General features: G+C 47.7%; 25 protein-coding genes. 10 read left to right on the top strand and 15 right to left on the bottom strand.

Annotated elements, in window-relative coordinates; all coding sequences use genetic code 11:
* Positions 1–19 precede the first annotated feature (19 nt).
* The 9 genes from arsS (at position 20) to MMIC_RS06370 (ending at position 7,954) form a co-directional block, all read left to right on the top strand.
* Complete coding sequence (gene arsS / locus MMIC_RS06410; protein ID WP_072659639.1) at positions 20–988, top strand: arsenosugar biosynthesis radical SAM (seleno)protein ArsS; 969 nt, start codon at positions 20–22, stop codon at positions 986–988.
* 13 nt (positions 989–1,001) lie between these two features.
* Positions 1,002–1,835: an arsenite methyltransferase gene (locus MMIC_RS06405; protein WP_072659638.1), complete on the top strand. Its 834-nt coding sequence runs from the start codon at positions 1,002–1,004 to the stop codon at positions 1,833–1,835.
* A gap of 99 nt (positions 1,836–1,934) precedes the next feature.
* Positions 1,935–2,180 (top strand): hypothetical protein, encoded by a 246-nt coding sequence (locus MMIC_RS06400; RefSeq protein ID WP_227819396.1) that lies wholly within the window; start codon positions 1,935–1,937, stop codon positions 2,178–2,180.
* A gap of 153 nt (positions 2,181–2,333) precedes the next feature.
* Entirely contained in the window at positions 2,334–2,945 is a 612-nt protein-coding gene (locus tag MMIC_RS12805) for a hypothetical protein (RefSeq protein WP_072659637.1), read from the top strand.
* Between the two features lie 81 nt (positions 2,946–3,026).
* The gene (locus MMIC_RS06390) at positions 3,027–4,241 is read left to right on the top strand and encodes a multiheme c-type cytochrome (protein WP_072659636.1); all 1,215 of its coding nucleotides are present in this window, start codon (positions 3,027–3,029) and stop codon (positions 4,239–4,241) included.
* 76 nt (positions 4,242–4,317) lie between these two features.
* On the top strand, positions 4,318–5,553 hold the full coding sequence (locus MMIC_RS06385) for a transcription antitermination factor NusB (RefSeq protein WP_072659635.1): 1,236 nt from the start codon (positions 4,318–4,320) through the stop codon (positions 5,551–5,553).
* The gene (gene thiL / locus MMIC_RS06380; protein WP_072659634.1) at positions 5,550–6,482 is read left to right on the top strand and encodes a thiamine-phosphate kinase; all 933 of its coding nucleotides are present in this window, start codon (positions 5,550–5,552) and stop codon (positions 6,480–6,482) included. The genes MMIC_RS06385 and thiL overlap by 4 nt, the downstream gene beginning before the upstream one ends.
* A complete protein-coding gene (locus MMIC_RS06375; RefSeq protein WP_083530474.1) occupies positions 6,475–6,954 on the top strand; it encodes a phosphatidylglycerophosphatase A family protein in 480 nt (159 codons plus the stop codon). Before thiL ends, MMIC_RS06375 begins: the two co-directional genes overlap by 8 nt.
* Positions 6,955–6,967: 13 nt before the next feature.
* On the top strand, positions 6,968–7,954 hold the full coding sequence (locus tag MMIC_RS06370; protein WP_072659675.1) for a CinA family protein: 987 nt from the start codon (positions 6,968–6,970) through the stop codon (positions 7,952–7,954).
* Positions 7,955–7,996: 42 nt separating this feature from the next.
* Here MMIC_RS06370 and MMIC_RS06365 read toward each other — a convergent pair whose 3' ends face one another.
* The 8 genes from MMIC_RS06365 to MMIC_RS06330 all read right to left on the bottom strand — a co-directional run bounded on the left by MMIC_RS06365 (position 7,997) and on the right by MMIC_RS06330 (position 15,499).
* Positions 7,997–8,617, bottom strand: a complete 621-nt coding sequence (locus tag MMIC_RS06365; RefSeq protein WP_072659632.1) for a hypothetical protein — start codon at positions 8,615–8,617, stop codon at positions 7,997–7,999.
* Between the two features lie 87 nt (positions 8,618–8,704).
* Positions 8,705–9,424 (bottom strand): 3-deoxy-manno-octulosonate cytidylyltransferase, encoded by a 720-nt coding sequence (gene kdsB, locus MMIC_RS06360; protein ID WP_072659631.1) that lies wholly within the window; start codon positions 9,422–9,424, stop codon positions 8,705–8,707.
* 163 nt (positions 9,425–9,587) lie between these two features.
* On the bottom strand, positions 9,588–10,505 hold the full coding sequence (gene rfaE1 / locus MMIC_RS06355; protein ID WP_072659630.1) for a D-glycero-beta-D-manno-heptose-7-phosphate kinase: 918 nt from the start codon (positions 10,503–10,505) through the stop codon (positions 9,588–9,590).
* Positions 10,506–10,522: 17 nt separating this feature from the next.
* Positions 10,523–11,887: an ArnT family glycosyltransferase gene (locus tag MMIC_RS06350; RefSeq protein WP_072659629.1), complete on the bottom strand. Its 1,365-nt coding sequence runs from the start codon at positions 11,885–11,887 to the stop codon at positions 10,523–10,525.
* Positions 11,884–12,825, bottom strand: coding sequence for an NAD-dependent epimerase/dehydratase family protein (locus MMIC_RS06345; protein ID WP_072659628.1), 942 nt, complete (start codon positions 12,823–12,825; stop codon positions 11,884–11,886). Before MMIC_RS06345 ends, MMIC_RS06350 begins: the two co-directional genes overlap by 4 nt.
* A 35-nt stretch (positions 12,826–12,860) precedes the next feature.
* Positions 12,861–13,523, bottom strand: coding sequence for a class I SAM-dependent methyltransferase (locus MMIC_RS06340; protein WP_072659627.1), 663 nt, complete (start codon positions 13,521–13,523; stop codon positions 12,861–12,863).
* A gap of 5 nt (positions 13,524–13,528) precedes the next feature.
* On the bottom strand, positions 13,529–14,422 hold the full coding sequence (locus MMIC_RS06335) for a class I SAM-dependent methyltransferase (protein WP_227819395.1): 894 nt from the start codon (positions 14,420–14,422) through the stop codon (positions 13,529–13,531).
* A 99-nt stretch (positions 14,423–14,521) separates the two neighbouring features.
* Positions 14,522–15,499 (bottom strand): glycosyltransferase family 2 protein, encoded by a 978-nt coding sequence (locus MMIC_RS06330; protein WP_227819394.1) that lies wholly within the window; start codon positions 15,497–15,499, stop codon positions 14,522–14,524.
* Positions 15,500–15,767: 268 nt separating this feature from the next.
* Here MMIC_RS06330 and MMIC_RS06320 point away from each other — a divergent pair, with 268 nt between their 5' ends.
* Positions 15,768–16,925 (top strand): LptF/LptG family permease, encoded by a 1,158-nt coding sequence (locus MMIC_RS06320; protein ID WP_072659624.1) that lies wholly within the window; start codon positions 15,768–15,770, stop codon positions 16,923–16,925.
* On the opposite strand, the gene MMIC_RS06315 is transcribed toward MMIC_RS06320, so the two are convergent.
* The 7 genes from MMIC_RS06315 to waaC all read right to left on the bottom strand — a co-directional run bounded on the left by MMIC_RS06315 (position 16,922) and on the right by waaC (position 23,698).
* Positions 16,922–17,968 (bottom strand): glycosyltransferase family 4 protein, encoded by a 1,047-nt coding sequence (locus MMIC_RS06315; RefSeq protein ID WP_072659623.1) that lies wholly within the window; start codon positions 17,966–17,968, stop codon positions 16,922–16,924. The two genes, MMIC_RS06320 and MMIC_RS06315, sit on opposite strands and share 4 nt — an antisense overlap.
* A gap of 12 nt (positions 17,969–17,980) precedes the next feature.
* Positions 17,981–18,754 carry a glycosyltransferase family 2 protein gene (locus MMIC_RS06310; RefSeq protein ID WP_072659622.1) on the bottom strand — a complete coding sequence of 258 codons (774 nt, stop codon included), beginning with the start codon at positions 18,752–18,754 and terminating at the stop codon, positions 17,981–17,983.
* Complete coding sequence (locus tag MMIC_RS06305; protein WP_072659621.1) at positions 18,751–20,445, bottom strand: carbamoyltransferase family protein; 1,695 nt, start codon at positions 20,443–20,445, stop codon at positions 18,751–18,753. Before MMIC_RS06305 ends, MMIC_RS06310 begins: the two co-directional genes overlap by 4 nt.
* Before the next feature lie 38 nt (positions 20,446–20,483).
* On the bottom strand, positions 20,484–21,083 hold the full coding sequence (locus tag MMIC_RS06300) for a methyltransferase domain-containing protein (protein WP_072659620.1): 600 nt from the start codon (positions 21,081–21,083) through the stop codon (positions 20,484–20,486).
* A 149-nt stretch (positions 21,084–21,232) separates the two neighbouring features.
* The gene (locus tag MMIC_RS06295) at positions 21,233–22,099 is read right to left on the bottom strand and encodes a DUF3108 domain-containing protein (RefSeq protein WP_227819393.1); all 867 of its coding nucleotides are present in this window, start codon (positions 22,097–22,099) and stop codon (positions 21,233–21,235) included.
* On the bottom strand, positions 22,096–22,668 hold the full coding sequence (locus MMIC_RS06290; protein ID WP_072659619.1) for a methyltransferase family protein: 573 nt from the start codon (positions 22,666–22,668) through the stop codon (positions 22,096–22,098). The genes MMIC_RS06295 and MMIC_RS06290 overlap by 4 nt, the downstream gene beginning before the upstream one ends.
* On the bottom strand, positions 22,658–23,698 hold the full coding sequence (gene waaC / locus MMIC_RS06285; protein ID WP_072659618.1) for a lipopolysaccharide heptosyltransferase I: 1,041 nt from the start codon (positions 23,696–23,698) through the stop codon (positions 22,658–22,660). Before waaC ends, MMIC_RS06290 begins: the two co-directional genes overlap by 11 nt.
* Between the last annotated feature and the right edge of the window lie 10 nt (positions 23,699–23,708).

Genomic DNA, 23,708 nt, shown 5'->3' with positions numbered 1-23,708 from the left:
AGAACGGGAGAATGACTGCATGCATGCAACACTGCCATTATTAAAAGAGTCCAATTTTCCAGCGATTAATCGTGGGCGGTTGGATACTTTGCAGGTCAATCTGGGTTATCTGTGTAATCAGACCTGTCTGCACTGCCATGTGAATGCAGGACCTCGCCGAAAAGAAATAATGTCTGAGGAGACAGTACAATCTGTCATTGATTTTCTGGCTGCACAAAAGATAAAAACGCTCGACCTTACCGGTGGTGCGCCGGAGATGAATCCATATTTTCGCCATCTGGTTGAACAGGCGAGAGCACTCGGTGTGCGTGTAATTGATCGCTGTAACCTGACTATTCTGGAAGAGGACGCTTATAGTGGTACGGCTGAGTTTCTGGCTGAACATCAGGTTGAGGTAGTTGCCTCATTGCCCTGTTACCTGAGCGACAATGTTGATGCCCAGCGCGGAGAGGGTGTTTTTGATGCGAGCATCAAAGCGCTCAAGCGACTGAATGATATTGGCTACGGTGTTGAGGGTTCGGGGCTGACTCTGACTCTGGTATATAATCCGCAGGGAGCCAGCTTGCCGCCATCCCAATTCGAGCTGGAAGCAGCCTATAAACGCGAGCTGCATATCCGCTATGGTATAGTATTCAATCAGTTGTTTACCATTACGAATATGCCTATTCAAAGATTTGGCAGCACTCTGATTTCTCGTGGTGAATTCGCCAGTTATATGCAGTTGCTTAAAGAAGCTTATAGCGAAGATAATCTTCCCGGTGTGATGTGTCGCAGCCTGATTAGTGTCGACTGGAAGGGCTTTGTGTATGACTGTGATTTCAATCAGATGCTGGATCTTCCAATGCTTGAAAATAGTGGACAACGCATGCATCTCTCCGGATTGATGCAGCAGAATATTACAGGTAGACCGATTGTGGTGATGGATCATTGTTATGGCTGTACAGCCGGACAGGGTTCCAGCTGTGGTGGTGCTCTTGAACAGGAATAAAAGGGGATAATAGATGAGTGTGAAAGCCGATAACGTGCGCCAGCACGTGCGTAAATCTTATGCGGAAGTGGCAGAGGCCAGCAATGATGGTGATTGTTGCGGAGTGGAATCCAGTTGCTGCGGGGTATCTGATGATGCAGCAATCAATACGCTGATCTCCACGCGTCTGGGATACTCTGAAGATGATCTGCAAAAGGTTCCCGAAGGTGCGGATATGGGATTGGGGTGTGGTAACCCGCGCGCCATTGCCAGTCTAAAACCGGGTGAAGTGGTTGTTGATCTCGGAACAGGCGGTGGATTTGATGCGTTTCTGGCTGCCCATGAGGTTACTCAGAGCGGTCACGTTATTGGAATCGACATGACCCCTACGATGTTATCTAAAGCGCGACACAATGCCGAGAAAGGGCAGTTCACCAATGTGGAGTTCCGCCTTGGTGAGATTGAACATTTGCCTGTGGCTGATAATACAGCCGATATCATTATCTCGAATTGCGTGATTAATCTCTCACCACATAAAGAACTGGTCTTTTACGATGCCTTCAGGGTGCTGAAACCCGGGGGTCGTCTGGCTGTTTCCGATGTGGTTGCTACTGCCGTGATGCCTGATGAGATGAAAAATGATCCAATGCTGCATGCCGGATGCATGGCTGGTGCATCCATGATTGATGAGCTGGAAGTGATGATGGCAGAAGCTGGCTTTGAACAGATTCGTATTGTACCAAAAGATGAGTCTCGCGAATTCATTCGTGACTGGGCACCGGGCCGTGGAGTGGAGGACTACGTGGTTTCCGCATATATCGAAGCGGTTAAACCCGGGGGTTGCTGTTCTACAACGACCTGCTGTTGAGTGTTTATGACCTTCGATCCGTTGGCGGTGTAATAATCTGTTTTTTTGAACGACCTACCGGACACTATGACCCAAAAGGGCAAAAGAGGAGATATAGATATGAAGCAGATAAACAGTTTGGCTATTGCGATTCTATTGGCGATGGGCCTGTCAGCCGCACCGGCATTTGCCGGTTCTCATGGGGCGAATCCATGCAATCCATGTGCAATGAAACATAATCCCTGTGCCAAGCACAATCCATGTGACATGAAAAATCATAACCCTTGTGACTCGAAAAGCAAAAATCCGTGTGAAATGAAAAGCCATAACCCATGTAATCCATGCGCGATGAAGAAAGGGCATTGATATATTAACTAACAGATAGTTCTCATTGCAGATAACAAGCCCGGTATGTGAATGCATGCCGGGTTTTTTGCTTTTACTGTAAGAAGTTGTCGATATGCACGACATAAACACATCAGTTCAGATATGGCTGTGTTGAATGACTGGAGGAGAAATATGAATAAACCAATGACCTTGTTGATAGCCCTGGTTATGAGTGCCGGCATGATGAGCAGTGCATCATTTGCAGGAAGCCATAATCCATGTAACCCGTGTGCTATGAAAAACCCGTGCAGTATGAATCCATGTAGTAAAAATCCATGTGCAATGAAGAAATCGGTAAACCCTTGTGGCATGAATCCATGCGCTATGAAAAAACCTGCGAATCCGTGTGCAAAGAATCCATGTGGTATGACATCCAACCCGTGCGCTATGAATCCATGTGCGGCAAACAAGACCACACCTATTCGTAAACCTGCATTCAAGAGCTTCAAAGAGGCTGTGACGCTGGGTAAAAAGATGTGGAGTGATGAGTCTCTCGGTACTTCGGGAATGGCATGTTTGTCATGCCATTCAGATCATGAGTTGTTGAATCTGGGCAAAAACCAGAACTACCCGCACTTTGTGAAGATGGTCGGAGATGTGGTAACGCTGGATCAAATGATCAATTACTGCATGGTGAATCCGATGAAGGGTAAGCAATTTGAACAGAATTCGAAGGAACTCACTGCGATGGCAGCCTATTTCCGTGCATACCGCATGGAATACTTGCAGGCGCATCGCAAATAAACCGAATCGCTGAATAATGAACAGGGCGGCCCATGGACGGGCCGCCTTTTTTGATAAAGAATGAGATATGGCAGACAGTATATGAAACGGCAGATTTGGATGGCAGTGGGTGTGATTGTGACGGGTATGATGCTAGCCGGTGCATCTGTTGATCCTGGTTTGCCGGTTGGATATTGGGATAACCCGCAGGCAAAAGAAGTAATAATGCCACATGACTGGTCGGAGCTTGAAACTGACCTGCGTCCTGAATCCTGTGCTCAGTGCCATAGTGAACAGTTTGATAGCTGGAAGAAGAGTCTACACGCTAAAGCCTATTCTCCGGGTCTGGTTGGGCAGTTCCCGGGTATGGGACATGAAGAAGCTAACAGTTGTTTACAGTGTCATGCACCTCTGAAGGAACAGCTGTATACAAGTCCCGAGGCGATGCAGAGGTCGGTATCACTTCGATTGAAACATGAAGAAGGGTTTTCAAAAGATGCGGATATGGATGCACCTGCTTTGCCGCTTACTCACTCAGGTGTCAGCTGTGCGGTTTGCCATGTACGTGGCATGCAACGTTTTGGCCCGCCGCCAAAAAACAGTGGTGCAATCGGAAAGGTGAAAGGACCAGTGCATGGTGGATTTACTGCAACGAAGGCTTTTGAGAGCTCACAATTCTGCGCCTCATGTCACCAGTTTCCGCAGTCGATGGCTATTAATGGAAAACCTCTGGAAAACACTGTAACTGAATGGAAAAAAAGTTCTTTTGAAAAGAAAGGTGTTACCTGCCAGCAGTGTCACATGCCAGACCGTAAACATGAGTTTCGAGGTATTCATGATCCTGAAATGGTGGCTAAAGGTTTAAGGTTCAAGCTCGTTCAGGATAAAAAAAGTGCAGCTTTGACGATGACTTCAATATGGATAGGTCACGCGTTTCCAACCTATGTGACTCCCAAAGTCATCGTGTTAGCAGATGCTCTGGATGGTAGAGGTATATCACTGCGACAGTGGCAGTGGGAAATTATACGCGAGATTGAATATGATAACGGTTGGCAGGAGAAGCGGGACACCCGTTTGATGCCGGGTGAAAGTAGAGAGTTCATGGTGTCGAAGATACCATCCCGTACCACTTCAATTCGATATCGCGTGCTGGTGGAGCCGGATCATTTTTACAAGGGCACTTACTCGGATCTGTTAAGTAGGGAAATGACCCCTGAAGCGAGGGCTCATATTCAGAAGGCCGGCAAACTGGCTGCAGCTAACGATTATGTGCTGTTTGAACAATCACTGAGTCGCAGTAGCTCAATGTTTCAGTGATCCTCTATATTTAGACAGCAGGTTAAAGATACTGATCCGCATAGCAAATTAATCAGGTCTATGTAGCCTGCCACCTGTGACTGTCCGAATTGCTGCTATCCGAGTACTTGATCAGGTTTTTTCCTCCCATGTGAAGGCGGGCAGCGCCATGGCTGTAGCCGAATGCGAAGAAAAGGATAGGCGGCTGCTGCATGAACTTGTTTACGGTGTATTGCGTCATTTTTTTGCTCTGGAAGCTGATTTCTCCCGTTTCTGCAAAACCAAACCCGATGCCATAGCGCATTGCGCACTATTACTAGGCACTTACCAGCTTCGTCATATGCGTATTCCAACCCATGCCGCAGTATCTGAAACAGTTGCGGCTATGGGTAGAATGGAACCCAAAGCCAAAGGTTTTGTGAATGCTGTTTTACGTCGCGTTACAGAAAATGAAGCACCAAAAAAACTCAAGCCACATCAAAGGGTTGAGCTTCCCAAATGGATCTATGCGAGTTGGCGTGATGCCTTTGGTGCAGAGATAGTGCAGGGATTTTCTGAAGTATTAAAGCAGCCACCGGCACTTTGTCTGGCAGTGTTTGAAAATCGCTCTGAATGGATAGATCAGGTGCAAAAGATGGGCATTGAAGCAGAGCCGGGAACCCTGTCGCCTTATGCCGTTCTGCTGCCATCAGGGACAGATGTGGCATCACTACCGGGTTTCGCAGAAGGGAACTTTACAGTTATGGATCAAGCCGCTCAGGCTGCGGTGATGGCACTGAATGTAAGCAAACAAGATGCTCTGATCGTTGATATTTGTGCAGCTCCGGGCGGCAAAACCGCTTTGCTGAGTAAACGCTATCCCCAAGCCAGAGTTATAGCAGTGGAGTTGAACGAGAAACGATTGCCGCGCTTGAGTGAAAATCTGGAGCGTATGCGTTGCGACAATGTAAGCGTGATTAGGGCTGATGCCGGCATTCTTCCCTTATTATCAAACAGGGTGGATGCAGTGATGTTGGATGCTCCATGTTCTGCATCGGGCATATTACGTAGACATCCGGATGCAAAGTTTTTGCATGATCGGGATGAGGTGATGAAACTTGCAGCTATTCAACTTGAGTTGTTGAGTGAGGCAAAACGTATTGTTAAAGCTGATGCTGAGTTGGTTTATGCCGTATGTTCCATTCATGAGCAGGAAAATGAAGACGTGCTTAATAACAGCGAAGTCTTATCCAAAACGCGGCTGTTTCCATCATCCAGCCATGACGGTTTTTTCTTTGCCACGGTCAAGGCTGATGATGGGCAGTTCGCTATAGAAAAAGGATCTGTTCAGTGAGCGACAACGAATTTTCCCTTATTGATAAGCATTTCAAGGGCAAGGGAGGGCATAGCCATCCTTTCACCCGTCTGGCCATTGGCGATGATGCTTCAGTTCATGGTTTGAAAGATGGTATGGAATTGGTGGTCAGTACAGACAGCTCAGTAGAGAATGTGCACTGGCCGCATGATATGTCGCTTGATTTGGCAGCAGACCGCTCAGTCTGTGCAGCCCTTTCCGATCTGGCTGCGATGGGCGCTGAAGCTATTGCAGTATGGGTCAACGTGATGGCAAAAGACAAGCATGCCGTGAAAGCCATGGCTAAAGGTGTAAGCCGTTCTCTGAGGCGATATAACGTTGAACTGGTCGGTGGTGATACCTGCAGATCTGCGACCAATGCTCTGAGTGTGACAGTCGCCGGGCAATTGCCTGCAGGAACGGCCATGTGCCGGAACACAGCTCTGGCGGATGATAATGTCTGGCTGGCTGGCAGAGTCGGTTTTCACGCACTCGGTTTAAAACAGTGGATGAGCGGTGATAAACACGGTGAATTTGTTCACCACATCAATGAGATTACGCCGCGACTGGCTGCAGGTGTTCATCTGAGAGAGATGGGGGTTCGATGTTGTCTCGATGTCAGTGACGGGCTGCTTCAGGATGCCAGACATCTGGCTGATGCTTCAGGGGTTGGCATGGATATCGAGGTGACTCAGGTGCCGGAATGGTTGCACCTTTGTCATCAGGTTGCCGGATGTGAGCCTGCATTCGAGGCCGTGGTGCATGGCGGCGAAGATTATGCACTGCTGTTTACAGCCCCGGCGTCCATGGTGATTCCGAATGCGCTGGCTGTGAAGATTGGCACTTGCCGCGCCGGGACCGGCGTGCATCTTTATCGGGACGGTGTGTTATGCAGTGTGAAAAAACAGGGATATCTGCATTTTGAGTAATCGTGGCTGGCATTTCTGGCTGGCTGCAGGCCTTGGCAGTGGCTGGTTACCCAAGGCACCGGGCACGTGGGGCTCATTAGCTGCACTGCTGCCAGCCTGGCTGTTGATTGAACTGGTCGACATAAGCGGGCTGTTCATAGCTTCTTTGCTGCTGCTGGCCTTTGGCTGCTGGATTTGTGCCGTAGTATTGAAACAGATTCAGGATAAAGATCCCGGCTGGATTGTTATTGATGAGTGGGTAGGGTTGTGGATAAACATGGCACTGTTGGCCATTGTTCTCGGTACAGCTCCAATGGTATATCTGTTGGCATTTATATCCTTTCGTCTGTTCGATATTCTCAAACCCTGGCCCATCTCGTTTGTGGAACTATTGGGGCCGCCATGGTGGTCAATCATGGCTGATGATGTGGCAGCCGGAATAATCGGGGCAGGGGTAGTGCTGGCTGCAGCTGCAATGCTTGGTTTTGTCTGATGGTTGGCTTGCAATGGTAAAATCAGCCCAGTGGATTATCTCAGAAGCTGGATTACTTAGCCTGAATGCAGCAGGTATCACAACTGGCTGGTTGAAAGCCTGGTTATTGTCTGCAGGGGCAGAATCTGTCGCTGTCCATTTAATAGAGTCAGGTGGTTGGCAACAAGAAAAAGCAGTATGGCGTCTGTTTTTTGCTGAGGAGTCCGAACTAATTCAGGCCGCTCGCTCGCTTGGCTTGCAGGTAGATAACAGTGAGATGGCTGAGACAGGTCAGTTTGATGCAAGTCACCTGTTATTTGAAAACCCGCATCGCATTTGCTGGACCTATCGGTCTGGTGAGCGTGCGATATTGTTTCTTTCTCCCGGCGATATCGCTTATCAGCGTCACTCCTATCTTTCTCAACTCAATCAGGGCGACTTCCTGCCGTTACATGTTATGGCAGGAACTGATGGTGCTCTCATGCTTGAACCCGGACTAAGTGCCTGGATAGGAAATGAGGCCACGAATTCAGCAACCATATTAAATGATCAAGGTTTGCTGATCGAAGAGCAGGTCATAGAAACAGTGCGACAGCTGGGGATGGGAATCCGCACAGTAGAGTCATGTACGGCTGGTGGCATTGCAGCTCGATTGTGTCGTATGCCCGGCGCATCCGATGTCGTGGATCGCAGTTGGGTGACTTATAGCAATGCAGCCAAAATGGATGAGGTACATGTAAGCCCGGTACTGATTACCGAATATGGTGCAGTCAGCCGGGAAGTCGTTACTGCTATGGCAGAAGGTGGAGGTGATGAAAAAAATATCTGCATTGCAGTTTCCGGCATTGCCGGTCCTGCTGGAGGCAATGCCGACAAACCCGTTGGTACAGTCTGGGTTGCAGTATCGCTACCGGATTCTGACACTGTGACCCGTTGTCTGAACTTGACGGGTGCCCGTCATGAAATTCAGGCGAAAACGGTTGTTTATGCACTGGCCTTATTACTTGAGGCTCTGAATTAACTGTGTGAACAATCAGCGGCTTAGCCGCTGATCGTTCACGAATTAAAAGACCTGTCGTTGGCCCTTTGATTCTGAACGTGACTCAATCAGCAAAGGGGATCCATAGGTGATCGGACCGAACATGGTATCGATAGTGGGACGGATTTTCAGGGCTACACCCTGTGGCATCATTCCATCCTCAGCAGCGAAGGCAAGAGCCAGGTCCAACATATCCAGGGCAGATTTTTCATCAAAAAATTCAAACATGTTCAAGCTGAGGTTGAGTGGGATATCCTGTGATTCTCCTGCGGCCATTTGGATATTCTTCTCCATACTGCCGCTGATGGTATCCCGACCATCGAGTACAAGTGTCCAGTCCATGCGGATCAGTCTTGCCGCTACCTGGTTGGCCAACGGATTTTCCGATTTCAGATGCAGAGTGAGATCCAGTGGCAGGCTCTGACGCGAAACGGCCATGCTGGCACGAGCGATTTGAAACATATTCAGTTCATCAAGTGTGTCGATCTCCATCAGGTTTATGCCGGCAAGCTGAACAGCAGAAACACGGTCCAGTGAAAATTTTACTTTCGATAGCTCGGTCGGGGTAATCATCGTTGCGCAAGCACTCAGAAATAAAACTGCGGTTAAAGCTGTCGCGCGGGAAAACAGATTGAATTTGCTCATGGGGAGAGCCTCCTCAGGATAATGCTGGCTCAAGTGTAAAGCATAAGAAGTATGATGCTGTGTTATATATTACATCCCTAGGTGTAACTATTTACCATTTAGTAAAGCCTCTGCACGGGCAAGATCTTCGGGCGTGTCTACACCGATACAGTGGAAATCACCCACTGTAACTGCAATATCATAACCATGATGCAATACGCGTAACTGCTCCAACTGTTCAGTCTCCTCAGCTTCACAAGCATCCATCGATGCATAAATCAGCAGGAACTCTTTGCGATACGCGTAGAGTCCGACATGCTGTAAAGCAGCGGCTGAACCTGAACGAGGGTAGGGGATAGCGGCGCGACTGAAATACATGGCGCGGCCTCTGGCATTACAGACCAGTTTCACCACATTGGGTTCAAACAGGTCTGATTCATTTCTAAGCGGGTGCGCCAGTGTTGCCATGGGCAGGTAGGCATCATCATTAAATGGCTCTACGACAGCGCGAATGGCAGCTGGATCAATCAGTGGTTCATCACCCTGCACATTTACCACAACATCGCAGGCGATTTCACGTACTGCTTCGGCGAGACGGTTGCTGCCATTGGGATGGTCGGGCCTGGTCATACAAGCTATGACCCCACAATCACGGGCGACTTTGGCAATGCGTTCATCATCGGTAGCAACAAATACAGGCCCGAGATCAGCAGCCAGTGATTTTTCTATCACATGCTGAATCATCGGTTTACCTGCAAGTTCAGCCAGTGGTTTGCCGGGGAAGCGGGTGGAGCCCATGCGGGCCGGAATGCCAATAGCTATCTTCATGATATTTGATATTGATGGACGCAGATGGACACTGAAATCAACTGGAATGGATGTGTTGAATTTATACTTTCAAGAGATTCTGCATCTGCGATAATCTGCGTGGACAAGGCGAAGTGCGTTTGCGCAAGAGAGGCTTCCCCAGAGCATCTGTGTCTAAAAAACATTAGTGCGCCTCGATCTCAGACCAGCTGGCTGTGGCAGTACCGACTTTTCCGACCACAACGCCTGCTGCTTGATTGGCAAGTTTTACAGCGGTCAGTGCATCATCACCTCTTGCCAGACAGGCCGTGAATACTGCAATCACTGTATCACCAGCACCGGTTACATCGAAGACATCGCGTGCCGCTGTCGGGATATGATGACTTTGCTGTCCATCATACAGGGTCATGCCCCGTTCAGAACGGGTAAGCAGAACATACTGGAGGTTAAGCTTAGCATGCAGGGTTTGGGCAATCAGTTCAGCATGTTCATCATCATTGATGGCCTCCAGACCTGCCATGGCAGCAGCTTCCATCAGATTGGGCGTAATGACTGTTGCACCGGCATAGGCATCGGTGTGTTCCGGTTTCGGATCTACCGCGATAATGCTGCCTTGCATCTGCTCAATTAGCTGGCGGATAAAATCTGGCGTTAATACACCTTTACCATAATCAGAGAGGATTGTGGCACTAGATTGTGGCAGCAGATCTTCCAGACTCGCCATAATGGCTTCGTGGCTTTCCTGTCTTGCTGCCTGAGTCCATTCCCGATCATAGCGCACGACCTGTTGATGACGGGCAATAATGCGGGTTTTGATAGCGGTAGGGCGATCATTTGTTTTGGTGATGACCCCGCTGTTATCCGAGTTTAACTCGGCAAGACGGTTTTTCACCCATTCACCCGGTTCATCGTTGCCAACAATACCGAACATAGCGGAGCCAGTGTCAAGCGCATGCAGATTACGCACAACATTGGATGAGCCGCCGAGCCTTCGATCGATTTCATTGACGGAAACGACCGGAACTGGGGCTTCAGGAGAGATACGTGAAACATCTCCCCAAATAAATTCATCTACAATGATGTCGCCAATAACCAGAATCATATTCCTTTATCCCCTCACTATGGTTGCCAATAGAGATAAGTATGGTGCCCCTGTAGCCGCCAATGTTTTACCAGTTTACCCAGCTTTGGGTCTTCCATCTCGCTCAATACATAAACCCGTCGTTCTTTGCCGTCATACCAGCGAAGATACTGATCATGCGGTGTGCGAACATTGATATAGCAACCAATACTCAAACCCGTGGAAACATCATTCATGGTACGTAGCGTTTTGCCATCCGTAATCTGCATAATATCTTCAACAACTGCCTGAATGTCACGCTCCGGCCTCCAGTCCTTGATATAGGGGAGAGCAGCAAAGCTGTATGGGACTTTAATGAGAATAACTATGGCGATGATCTTGAGTACCAGTGCTGAACGTTTGAAGTTCAACTGCAGGGTCAGTCCGGTAAGGACTAATGCCAGCAGTCCATAGAAGGGTATCAGGTAGCGGGGGGTGCCTGCGGCAGATAACCAGAAGGGGAGCAGGCAGATCAACAGGATATAGAGAATGGTTACGAGTTCCGAACTCATTACAAAACGCTGTTTATCTTTCAGATAGAGCCAGATCAGGATCAGGGTGACGGGAAATGCACGGCCAAGGAACAGTAGCGGATAACTGAGCCAGTGGCTGACATATTTTAATAGTTCATAACCTAGGAAGTTGCGCATGGCATCGCCGATGGCAATGCTGGTATTGGCACCACCATCCAGAATCAGATTTTGATAAATCCAGGGTAGTGTGAAACTGATAAGTACGGGTAGTACAAAAAATGGTTTAAGCAGAAGATCCCAGCTCCGGTATCGCCATAACAGGACGAGACCGGCAGAGATATACATGACGTAACAACTGATGTTTTTGGTCAGGAAAGCCAGAGAAATCAACAGCAGTGAAATAAGTAACCATTTCACCTGTCTTTCTTCAATCGCAATCCAGAGACTGGAGATCGCAGCAAAAATAAAGAAACCGAACGTTGCATCGGCATATCCCAGCCATCCGTACCAGAATGAGATTTCACCCATAGTGAGATAGATCAAAGCCCCCAGCCATGGTGCATTCACTTGTTTTGGAAACATGCGGCGGGCCATGAAAAATACGACTGCAGCAGAACCTAAGGATGCCGACACTGAAACGATGCGGGTTGCGATCTCGAGATGTTGCCAGCCGATAAGCTGAGCAACGCCGATAATCAGCCAGTTGTACAGCGCTGTTTTAGGCCATGCAAGACCGAAAACCGATTGGTGCCACCAGTGTTTATCAACAAATATTTCGTACGAGCCTAGTGCGTAATAACTTTCCTCGGCGACATATTGCATGATGGGCAGTGGAAGAAACAAAACAATTGCTGCCAGAAAAGTGAGAGTTTTTAATGACTGTGTTGTCATGATGAGCTGCCACAGAATGATTCTGAACTAATACCTTTCAACCAGTTGTAGTATTCTCTCATTCCCTCAGAAAGGTTAACGTTTGGTGTCCAGTTGAGTTCTTTTTTTGCCTTCTCAATATCCAGAACAACTTTAGGAATATCAAATGCTCTGCGCTTTTCTAGATGAATTCTTAATCTTGAACCATGGATACTTTCAAGCGTATTGATGATTTCTTGAATAGAGTGGCCTGTACCACTGCCAATATTGAATATACCAGAAATATCGCCTTCAACTGCCTTAACACAAGCATTTGCCAGGTCTTTGACTGGCAGGAAATCACGTACTTCTTGTCCGGTTCCCCATAATGTAAGGCACTCTCCTTGAACGGTTTTAGCAGTAAAGTTTGCAATGACACCTTGATTATCTGAAAAGCTTTGACGAGGTCCATAAGGGTTTGAAGGCCTTAAGATTGTTGTTTGGAAGCCATAAAGTTGAGCATACATGTTCAGATAATGTTCCATAGCGATTTTTACTACAGCATAAGAGCAATTCGGATTTAGAGGATGATTCTCAGATATAGGAATAGTATTGGGGATACCATATACGGTACCTCCTGAAGAAAGGAATAGTATCTTTCTTTTGTTATTTTCCCTCATGCATTCGAGCAATTGGATCATACCTGTCAGATTATTGTCGACATCTTCTTGAGGGTTTGAATTGGATGTAGCTGGAGTCGTTGAACTGGCTGTATGGATGATATAATCGGCTGATTTAACTGCTTGCTGAACGTGTTTAATTGAGAGGATGCTGTCATGAAAATACTTTACGCCTTTCAGCGGAGGACGAAATTTCTCACTGCCACGGTCAAGCACGCTGACTTCATGATTGGATGCTATAAATGCATCAACAATATGAGAGCCTATAAAACCACATCCCCCGATAACCAGAACATTCATTTTATGAACCTTAATAGCATTGAGATCAATTAAAACTATTGATGTTCACTAGCATCGCTAGTGGCACTTTGTTCTGCTTCATTTTTGCAGTTCATAATCAAATAGGTATATGGAACCCGTAATAAATCGTGGCGGAGAGTAGATGTTATATTGCTGAAGTGTGTCGAGGCCAGTTGGCAGTATCCATTTTCATTGCGCACATCCTGACCACGATCATGTTCAATCAGCCAACGGGCAATGGCTGATTGTTCCGGGCAAAAACAGGGATCAACTGTAATGACTGAACCATTGTGATCCAGAGCCTCGACGGCCAGATCAAATAACATGGCTGTTTCCGGGTCATCCAGATGATGCAACACACCGAATGCCAGCACCACATCAAATTTACCCAGATGGTTCAGATGTGCACTGTTGACCAGTTCGGAAAAAAACTCACCTCTATTTCCGAAACGTTGTCTGGCCTGTTCAATATATTGCATGGATGCATCGAAACCGACGTAATGTATATCCTCGGGCAGAAACTCGAGAATTTCCGCCGTTCCACAGCCGATATCGAGTATTCTTAAGCCTTTCTTGTTAGGGAAATATTCACTGGTAAGGATTCTTCTGGCTTTTCTGACACCCAGAAAGTTTTGTGTGAAATTGTACATGGCTGGATGCGAGAGAATGCTGCGAATACCGCTTGTTATCTGTGCCATATCAACTAGTCCTTTTGTTCCGGAAGACAGGATATTTCAAATATCATCGGCGTGGAAAGGCTGGCGGGGATGTTACGTACAAGCTGTTTAAATGGAGTTTTCATCATGATTTGTGCCACATAGACAATTAACCCCTTATGTCTTTCTTTAAACACCGGATCATCATCGACTCGTTTGAATGCTTTGTATAGCAGACCTTTTTCAAATCCATAGCAAAGTTTTCTTTCTTTGCAGAATTTTCTTACATTGAAGCAGGTGATGAAATTCAGAGAATTCCAGATATCGGTATCTGAGGTTTCAGGAAGAAACAGCCGCTGACTCAATGCGCGGAAGTGACGAAATACCGGAATACCATAATGAGGCTCATAGGGGATGGTATAGTTGGGGCATGAATGCACCATTTTTCCATTTTCGCTCAACACACTGGCCATGGCGTGAATTGCAGATTGCCAGTCGGGGATATGTTCCATGACGTTATTACTGAAAATGAGATCAAATGAACCGTATTTCTCCCGAGTTAATTCCTGTGCCGGGACAGTCAGCACTTCGAGTTGAAGTGTGGAGAAATGTTCTCGAATGGCATCTTTTGTTTGATCAAAAATGCCGTAACCACCGAGTGCCGGTTCCAGTGCAATAATAGGATAACCCTGCTGTTTGAGGAAAAGGCTCAACAGGCAGAGTCCAGCACCGACCTCCAGAATTCGTTCGGCGCTATCCAACCGCTCAATCACCAGATCAAGCGAAACCAGACTTTCGTTGGCATAAGTATCCAGCAGCGAAGAAATTTCACCGGCAGGTTTTCCTGTGCTGGCAGCAACTTGCTGAGCAATGGCGTCAAATGGAATCAGATCCAGAAATTCAAGCAGTTCGGATTTTAAAGTATTGATGTCTGTGTTCATGAATGTATGAGCAGGATAGACCTTTGCCGTTTAAAAAGATGCACAGAGACTATCATGTCGGAGAGCATGAATTCAATGAAATGCACCATTCAAGCAACTTTATCGGGCATCATTTTTCCAGGTGAGGCCCGCAACTGTATATTGAGGTTTACCATTGAGTTTGAGATAGGTGCGACCGAGATATTCACCGATCATACCGATACATAATGTTTGTACTCCGCCGATAAACAGAATGGTGGCAATCAAAGAGGCCCACCCGGCTGGCATTTCAGGGTGCAGGATTTTCTGGATGAATATAATCGCTATCATGACAAGGCTGAGTAACGCCAGTGCAAACCCCATAAAAGATGCAAATCGAAGCGGGGAAACAGAGAAGCTGGTTGCCATTTTCATCCACAGCGAGATAGAGCTGAGCAGGCTGTAATTTCCTTCCCCCTCCAGCCGAGCCTGGTGTTCGATATCAATAGCCGTGATTGAGCGGGTTACATCCAGAATCAGACCATCCACATAGGCGTAAGGACCATCATATTTTATAACTTCTTCGACGACTTCTCTACGAATGGCCTTAAAGGAGGAGAGATACAGTCCTCGGGGTTTGCCAAGAAACTTGGTTGATGCCCAGTCATTAAACTGGCTGCCAAGTTTTTTCCATAGTGGATGTTTGCGGTTCTTATAACGTGTATAACAGACATCATAACCATCAGAAATAGCAGTGATCATTTTGCCTATAACTTCGGGAGGATGTTGTAAATCATCGTCCATAATGACCACGATATCACCGGACACATGATTTAATCCGGCCATGGTTGCATTATGCTGGCCGAAATTACGCCGCAGGTTGATGCCTTTCACATACTCATGTTCATTGGCCAGCTTAGATATTACTTCCCAGCTATTATCCGGGCTGCAGTCATTGACCAGAATCAGTTCAAAGTGATCTGCAAGTTTTTCATCTGTCATGGATTTTAGTACAGCATCAACAAGCTTGGGCAGAATCGGTTCACTGCGGTATACCGGAACGACAATAGAGATCTGAATATCCGAAGAGGATTTTTGTGCCATCTCATGTTGAGTCAAATTCCACTCCTGTCAGGACTGTGTAATAAAAAGCCTCTACCCTCCATGCTCATGCTCACTGATATAGTATCGATCAAAAAACTGGGCAAAAGGGGGCTTATTTGTAGAGCTAAGCTTATCAAAAGCCTTATATATTACAGCAACAATTTTGAAGATGGCATAATGCGAATAGAAATAGCGTATTGATCTGATGCGGCATGCAGCTTTTTTCCTTAGTATCGCTGAATACGAAAGATTATGGTGAAGATAGCGAAGGTGATAGGCTGACATGATTCTTGATCGCTACATTTTACGTCTCTGGTTAGGCCCGTTTATGGGTGGCCTGATCCTTGTGATGGGCGTATTGCTGTTAGGACGGGCTCTGAAGTTGCTTGGAACAGTCAGCGATAGTGGTCAGGCCTGGGCCTTGATTGCTGAACTCCTGGTGTTAACCATGCCTTACTTTTTACTGCTAACGGTACCCATGGCATTTTTCCTTTCCATGCAGAATACGATCAGTGCCCTGCAGCAAAACAGCGAGATGGATGCATTACGTGCTTCCGGTATCTCTTATACGCGTATTTTTCGTAGTTTTTTCGGATTGGTGATAGCCCTGTGGCTGGCACTGACATACACATCCATGGTGCTGTTGCCTCAGGGGCAGCTCGGTTTTAATAATATTCTGACAAAAATATATGCTATGAAGGGAGTGATTACTTTTTCACCACAGCGATTTACCCAGGGTTTTGATGGCGTCACTGTTTATGTCGATGGTGAAGATGAACAGGGTACATATCATGGCGTCATTCTGGAGGATCATCGTGATGGTGTATCTGTAATCTATACGGCTGAATCCGCCCGTTTTGTCATGATTGGCAACTATCTGGAGTTAAAAATGCAGCGAGGGGTCAGGCTTGAAGGTCAGGCAGATGATCAGCGTATGCTTACTTTTGATGATTATGTTGTATCCATACCTGTCTCAGATGGCAATTGGCAGAAACGGGTATCGTCTGAACATGTGACGATGATGACCGTTGTTGAGCTATGGCAGGCAATGAACAAGTCCGGCAAGGCGGATGCGGTTGCCGAATGGAATCGTCGTATTTTACTGCCGACTACGGTGCTTGTGCTGTTTTTCTTTGCTCTGCCACTGTCCATTACGCAGAAACGATCAGGCAAGGCTGGTTCTCTGATTGCTGGTATCGCATTGCTGGTTGTTATCTATAATGTTCAGCTGATGTTACACAGGCAGGTGAGTCAGGGGGCTTTCCCGGGCTGGACGATGTGGGCATCCCAGATAGCCATGATGTGGCTGGGTATTTTCTCATGGAAAAGAGCTGAGCAGGGACATATGCCTAAAGTCTTTTCCCGTGTGGGAGACTGGCTGTATTGGTTGCATCAGGCTATCCAGCATAGAGTTGCTCATCGCTGGGAGAAAAAGAGCTAAAGCTTTATAGAAGCATAAATATCAAGGTATTCACAGGCTACATCTTTCCAGCTGTGCTTATAGAGAGGTGGAGCCGTCGCACGATTCAAAAACTCGTTGCACGCAGTGGCCCATTTTTCAGTTGCAGCATGCTCATCCAGTACAAGCCCCTGAAGCGCGTTGATTTCACTGGCTGCACCGCACTGGTCGGATACAATAACCGGCACCTGCGTAGCCAAAGCTTCTGTAATAACCATGCCGAACGGTTCCCGTCGGGCCGGGTGCAGTAGCAGGTCCACCTGGGGTAAAATTTCACGTGAGTCGGCAAGTCCCAGCAGACGATAACCACCGTGCCAATTTTTGAACAGATGCGATATATTTTCGGGCTCCGGGCCGAGTACCCACAGTTCGCAGTCAGGGCGTTGTTTTCGTAGTTGTTCAACAATGGCCACTGTCCGATCCAGCCCTTTGCGTTTCCACTCTTTGCCAATGAAACAGATAATGCCGCCATTGGCGGGTATTTTACGCTCAGAACGCAGTTCTCCTGCTTCCACGCCTGGCACAACCGGACGGGTCAGGCGCTGTTGTGTTTCCGGATAAGCATTGAGTAACTCTTGCGCTATGAGTTCTGAATTTGGTGAGACTTTTTGAACCTGTGGAGCACACAGTTCACGCTCTTCCAGCCAGAGGTTTGCATAGACGCGCAGAGAAATCCTTTTCCACCAACCGGACTGACGAATGCGCGCAAAAGGAGGGCCGTGAAAGGTGGTGATATGGTGTTCGCCTGTCGTTTCGTGACTATGAATGATTGTATTGAGTTGAGGATGTTCATTGATCCAGGCAGTGACCTTGCGGGAAAAGAGCAGGGCGGATAACCAGCGCGGTTTTCGTATTCCTTGTCCAAGCCGGTGTACCAGGATATTTTCAGGTGGTTGTACATGGCAACACTCGCAAAGCACATGCACATTTGCGCCCAGTTCTGCCTGAGCTTTAGTCACTTCAAGTACATAGCGTTCCATGCCACCCACCGGCCCGTATTGGCGAACAATGTGCAGTATCTTCATGCGAGGGCCTGATTAACCCCGATCTTTGTTTTGTAATTCGTAGGCTTTGGCAAATTTCAGATAGGTGGTCAGCGTTGAAGTCATGCTGTGCGTCAGTCCCGCAATACCATCGAGAAAACCCAATCTGAGAATGTAACCGCGCAGAAAACGCCAGAAAGAACGCAAAAACAGCTGGTCAAATCTCACCCGCTTGCCGGATTCTACAATGATCTTTGCCTGCAGATCTGTATAACCATTGATCTTCTCGATGTACTCTGCGAGCGATTCTACAGTTCTGTGACGAATGCTTCCCTCAAGTTTATCTGTTGGGCCGTTGATTTCGATATGTTCATGAATCGGGCGTGTATTCCAGTTGCCAGCCTGACGATTAAACAGACGAATATGCGGATCAGGGTAGGCTTCACCATGTCGTAACCAGCGTCCCATGAGGAAGTGTTCAAAGTTGCATTCAAATGCAACTATGGATTCCGGCAAATCTAAAAATGTATTTCTGATGCTGTCAGCTAACTTGTCGGTGACATATTCATCAGCATCGAGATTGAGAATCCAGTCATGTTTTGCCTGACTTGTGGCAAATTGTTTTTGTGCACCATAACCAGGCCAGTCATGATGAATCACACGTGCACCATTTGCTTCGGCAATTTCAAGCGTTCTGTCTGTGCTGCCGGAATCGATCACTACAATGTCATCTGCCCATTGAACACTTCTCAGACACTCCCCAATGCGTTTTTCCTCATTGCAGGCAACGATCGTGATACTGATCGGGGTTTTGTCCGGCTTATTCATTCAGGCAGGAGAATCAGAAACGGGCCAAGAATCAGTGCATCAAGTTTCGCATCAAGAAAGGCGCGAATGGCATCTGATGCTGTGCAGACAATCGGTTCCTCATGCATATTGAAGCTGGTATTGATGACGCTGGCAATGCCGGTTAGTGCATGATATTCGTGGAGAATGTCGTAATAACCTTCATTATCTTCACGCAGGATGACTTGAGGCCGGGCTGTCTGATCCACATGCACCGCTGCAGGAATATTCTTTTTAGCAATATCCGCAGCATCATAGGTGAGGGTCATAAATCGTGCGGCCTTGTGCTCAGGTTTCCAGGCCGGGAAATAGTCTGTGCAGTAATCTTCCAGGATCACGGGTGCAAATGGCATGAATTCAGTGCGCTGGAATTTTTTATTCAGCCAGTCGTTAATCTCGGGATCCGAGCAGGGGGCCATCACGGTCCGGTTGCCGAGTGCGCGCGGGCCGTACTCCATGCCGCCACAGGCACGTGCGACCACTTTGCCATTTGCTAATAGTTCGGCTGCAGTTTTGGCCATATTCACAGGCCGCTGATAGCTAATACCTGCCTCTTTCAGTGCCTGCTCAGCACTGTCTTCAGTAATTGCAGTGCCGAGATAGATATTATTCATGAATATGGGCAGTTTGCCGGGGTTCAGATCCGCGTAAGCCTGCAAAGCCGCGCCAGCTGCAAGACCACCATCACCCATGTTGGGGTGAATGTAGATATTGTCGATGCCGGGCAACTCAAGAATATATTGATTCAACTTCACATTGGCGAAAATACCACCTGCAAGAGCCAGGTGAGACACGCCTAACTCAGTGGCATATGCCTCGACCTTATCGCAGACCAGTTTTTCCGTGAAATGTTGCAAGCCGGCCGCGATGTCTTCTTTGCTCAATCCTTCGGTCAGTTCCGCAATACTGTTCTGTGCCATATCACCATGCTGTCTCAGTGTACATTTGGCCAGTTTGGCATGCAGCAGATGATCCCAGTCATCCGGATTCGCCAGTTCCATTAAACGGCTATAGAGGGGCTCAGGTTTACCGAATGCAGCCAGTCCCAACACCTTACCTTCGTGGCGGGTTGCCTTGAAACCGAGGAAGATGGTGAAAGCGGAGTAGAGCAGAGCCAGACTGTTGAGCGCATGCAGATGTTCCACATGTTGCATCTTGCCATGTTCACCGATCCAGACCGAACCCCAGGAAAAGTCACCGGATCCATCCAGCGAAATTACCCCGACTTTTTCATCTTTGAAGGGTGATGAGAAATAGGCAGAGGCGGCATGCGCCTGATGATGTTCAACAACCGTTGCAGGTTTTTTACTGAATGCTTCGGGCATCTTAGGGCGCGAACGTAACAAGCGTGTATAACGGTTCAGTTGCTGTTTGCGGTAAAACTTTCGGATATCTCCGTCTTCTTTAGCAAGTTCGGCAATATGTTCATACAATCGGTCCAGTGCAGGACGCTGATCCCCATGGTCCAAGCCAGCCAGTGCAACATGATCAATCTCATCAGCTGATATGCCAGTAATCTTGAGCACTTCATTGATGGCGGTATGCGGATAGCTGTTATCCAGTTTGACGCGAGAGAGTCGTTCCTCTTCAATGGCTGCAATCACTTCACCATCCCTGAGCAATGCAGCGGATGTGTTGTGGTGGGCGATGTCGTTGATGCCAAGTATGATCATGCTTTATCCTCTGCCTGAGTAAGGGGGCTCACTTCAGCTTAATCCTTGATTGCTTCCAGTTCGAAATAGACGCTGGAGGCAGGAAATATCCACGATAGACGACGTTCGAACTGCCATGAAAATGCATTGGCAACCAGACTGATGCCAAGTGCAGTAGTCAGATCATCAAAAAAGATTTTGCTATCAGTAAGTTTGTAACGGCAGTCGTAAAATTCCCATTCATGCGAATCTTCACAGAAATAGTCAAAGGAACCGCGTGAAAAGAAGTGGCAGTGCTGCCAGTGCCGGTAAGCCTCAACACTTGAGAAGTGCGGGGTATTGATAATTAGTTTCCCACCCGGTTTCAGCAGACGATAAAATTCTTCCATGATTTTGGGAAGATCCTGGAAATGTTCCAGAAAATGAAAACACCAGATCATATCAAAGCTGTTCTCTTCAAACGGGTAGGGGAACTTTAGCAGGTCATAGGTGACATCTGCCTGAAGTTCTGACGGCATATAGGAGCGTACATTGTAATCAAGTCCTGTCGCACCTTTGAACTTTACGCATCCACAGGCGACATCCAGCACCTTTTTTCCGGCATATTCAGCCTCAAAACGGGCTTTCCGCTTTAGCGGGTGGTCAAATAATCGTGCCATTGCAGTTCAATCCTCGGTTAAGATTAGTTACAAAGTGTTTAATTTCGCTGGCGAATGTTACCAGCAACTGCGCCAAAGGCCCAATGCGGTAATTTGACCAGCCAGCGTTAATCGCAGGCAGTCCCTGCTTGTTTAAAGGTATTGTATTTCTACCGTATTGTCCCGTTTTGAGCTTGCACAGCAGGATTTGACCGATAGGAGGTTAGACGGGCAAAGATGCGTCCGAATTTGATTTTGGCCATAACCTTGATTGGGATATGGCGCCCATCATCAGTCATCCAGATGGTCATTTCCCCTTTATTGGTGAAGATGCCGGCTGTTTTGAGTTTTGGTTTAACAATGATGCAACTGACTTTTTCGCCCCAGGGTGCTTTTATCACCTCTTTTTTTTCAGAGACGTTTACTTCGATTTCATAACGCTTCCGCGAATCAAAGACAGGGATATTTACGGTTTTCCCAGCTTCCAGATTCAGGCCTCGCACTGCCAGGAATGCATCAATAACACTTAGATGGCCTGCCGGCACATCGAAATGCTCTGTGACCTGGTTCTGAGTATGGGTCACTTGATCTTTTTGCCAGAGAAATTCGGTACGTTTTTTTGCCGAGTATTTGCGCTCCTGCAGATTGGCATCAAACAGTGTGCTCTGCATGCGACCATTTACACATACTCCCTCAGCCGTAATGTAATCACGTACTTTTCTGAAAATATCCAGGGCCTTGTTGGTCTTCGCTATAGTTTTGACCTGCCAGCCATTTGGCGCAGGGTGAATATCCATGCTGGCTGAGCCTGCATTAATAAACTCCCAGTCAACGTTAAAGCTCAAATGTTCGCCAATATAAGGCATGCATGGTTTTTGAATCTCAGGCGCTACTTCCGTGGCAGGAGCGGCAACAGAGGTCTGCACCGGGACCTCTATTGGAGCTTCATTGGCCGGTTCAGAAACATCATCGGCAACAGCCGGTGCAGGCAGCCAGAGAGCAACCAGCATCAGTCCGATAATATGAAGTGGTTTCACCAAGTGTCGTACACAAACATGCCCAGCAAGGCCATGGCAATTACGCCAGCAAGCAGACCAGCAGCATGTTTCCACTCTCTGTGCTGACTCACCAGAGCCCAACTGAATGAGCCGTCGAAAACCTTGGAGCTCCAGCGAGGTAGCAGGGCGGGGGTAGCTTTCATAAAATCGCTGTATGTATCGCCGAACTGTTCGGTGAGATATTTCTCTTCATTTTTCCATGTTGGCATGTAGACGATGAAAAATGAGATGGTGACTATGATAAAGGCAAGCATGCTGTCACCCACGATGCAGAAACCACTAGCGATGATCAGGTGGCCGAGATAGAGCGGATGACGACACATCGCATAGGGGCCGGTTTGTGTTACTTCGGCCATTTTGTGGATATGGCCGGATGCCCAGATACGCAGTGTTTCTCCGAGAACAATAACGGCTAGTCCAAGCAGCCAACTGGTTTGGGTAGGCTTGGCAAACACGATGATGGCCAGAGCCATCAATATGCTTGCCGGAATGCGGGCGCGCAGAAAAACCTTACGAAGGGGATGGCCGGAAATGGGTTCAGAGCTCATGTAATATCCTTAAAATGGATTCGGCTGAAATGGCATTCATGCAAACAAAGTTGTCGCATGTTCGTTTGAAACAGGGCCCGCAATCCGGATTCGATTCGATCTGCCAATGTTTCGCTCCATCTGTACTGCCGTTTCTTACACTTAACGGAGCCGAATTCCAAGAAGCGGATGGGCCCCAGAATGTGATGGTTGGTCGATTCAGAGCAGCTGCCAGATGTAGCAGGCCTGTATCAGCGCCAACCACCGCACGTGCGCCTCCGATAAGTGAGCACAATGCTGACATATTCAGGCGTTCGGGCAAGGCGTAGCCATTACACTTCCCGGCAAAGCTTTTCGCCTGTGCAGCTTCTGTTTCATTTCCCCAGCTGAATAGCGGCAGAAGATCCTTGTCCGCCAGGCCTCTGGCAATAGTCAGCCACGTCTCTTCAGGCAGTTTTTTGGTTGCCCAGCCACCTGCTGCATGCAGAATAACATATTGCCTCTCCTGCAAACCAAGCTTGCCAAGCAGATTCTTATCAGATGTACAGTGACTTTCTGACAGTCTGATTTGTGGCTGACGATAGGAGAGAGGGTTTTCCGGCTGATTGAAGTCAGCGATGAACGGGGCAGTTGCAATGCGACGATATTGTTGCACTACATGTCTGTCCTGATCATGAAAACGAACGTTTCTGGTTAACAGGGCTGCCGGTTTTTCACGCACAAACCGTTTGTCGAAGGCATACACTGGTGAGCCGCAGGCGCGTGCTAATACTGCGGATTTCATCAGACCCTGAAGATCTAATACTGCGTCGAACTCTTTGCGGCGTAGTTTTTTGATTGCTGCCCAGGCTGATTGCAGGGGTTGGTCACCTTTCAGGGCAACCTGATGCACCTGCACGCGAGCAGGGAAAATATCTGTGACGAATCCGTAGCGGCTATCCACCAGCCAGTGGACTTCTTCAACCAGTGGATGATTCAGAACGTCATCAAGGGCAGGGAGCGCATGAATAATATCACCAAATGCTGAAAGTTTTACGATCAGTATTTTCATTTCAATGCTT

This window comes from Mariprofundus micogutta (genome assembly GCF_001895085.1).
GTDB lineage: Bacteria > Pseudomonadota > Zetaproteobacteria > Mariprofundales > Mariprofundaceae > Mariprofundus > Mariprofundus micogutta.
This window is presented reverse-complemented; position numbering and strand designations above follow the sequence as displayed.

Coding starts and splice junctions, on each gene's coding strand:
- MMIC_RS06370 (WP_072659675.1), top strand. CDS start 6,968: ATGGTAAAATCAGCCCAGTGGATTATCTCAGAAGCTGGATTACTTAGC.
- arsS (WP_072659639.1), top strand. CDS start 20: ATGCATGCAACACTGCCATTATTAAAAGAGTCCAATTTTCCAGCGATT.
- MMIC_RS06315 (WP_072659623.1), bottom strand. CDS start 17,968: ATGAAGATACTGCACATTGTTCGCCAATACGGGCCGGTGGGTGGCATG.
- MMIC_RS06400 (WP_227819396.1), top strand. CDS start 1,935: ATGAAGCAGATAAACAGTTTGGCTATTGCGATTCTATTGGCGATGGGC.
- MMIC_RS12805 (WP_072659637.1), top strand. CDS start 2,334: ATGAATAAACCAATGACCTTGTTGATAGCCCTGGTTATGAGTGCCGGC.
- MMIC_RS06365 (WP_072659632.1), bottom strand. CDS start 8,617: ATGAGCAAATTCAATCTGTTTTCCCGCGCGACAGCTTTAACCGCAGTT.
- MMIC_RS06340 (WP_072659627.1), bottom strand. CDS start 13,523: ATGGCACAGATAACAAGCGGTATTCGCAGCATTCTCTCGCATCCAGCC.
- waaC (WP_072659618.1), bottom strand. CDS start 23,698: ATGAAAATACTGATCGTAAAACTTTCAGCATTTGGTGATATTATTCAT.
- MMIC_RS06405 (WP_072659638.1), top strand. CDS start 1,002: ATGAGTGTGAAAGCCGATAACGTGCGCCAGCACGTGCGTAAATCTTAT.
- MMIC_RS06290 (WP_072659619.1), bottom strand. CDS start 22,668: ATGAGCTCTGAACCCATTTCCGGCCATCCCCTTCGTAAGGTTTTTCTG.
- MMIC_RS06390 (WP_072659636.1), top strand. CDS start 3,027: ATGAAACGGCAGATTTGGATGGCAGTGGGTGTGATTGTGACGGGTATG.
- MMIC_RS06335 (WP_227819395.1), bottom strand. CDS start 14,422: ATGAACACAGACATCAATACTTTAAAATCCGAACTGCTTGAATTTCTG.
- MMIC_RS06310 (WP_072659622.1), bottom strand. CDS start 18,754: ATGAATAAGCCGGACAAAACCCCGATCAGTATCACGATCGTTGCCTGC.
- MMIC_RS06320 (WP_072659624.1), top strand. CDS start 15,768: ATGATTCTTGATCGCTACATTTTACGTCTCTGGTTAGGCCCGTTTATG.
- rfaE1 (WP_072659630.1), bottom strand. CDS start 10,505: ATGATTCTGGTTATTGGCGACATCATTGTAGATGAATTTATTTGGGGA.
- MMIC_RS06305 (WP_072659621.1), bottom strand. CDS start 20,445: ATGATCATACTTGGCATCAACGACATCGCCCACCACAACACATCCGCT.
- MMIC_RS06350 (WP_072659629.1), bottom strand. CDS start 11,887: ATGACAACACAGTCATTAAAAACTCTCACTTTTCTGGCAGCAATTGTT.
- MMIC_RS06345 (WP_072659628.1), bottom strand. CDS start 12,825: ATGAATGTTCTGGTTATCGGGGGATGTGGTTTTATAGGCTCTCATATT.
- MMIC_RS06300 (WP_072659620.1), bottom strand. CDS start 21,083: ATGGCACGATTATTTGACCACCCGCTAAAGCGGAAAGCCCGTTTTGAG.
- kdsB (WP_072659631.1), bottom strand. CDS start 9,424: ATGAAGATAGCTATTGGCATTCCGGCCCGCATGGGCTCCACCCGCTTC.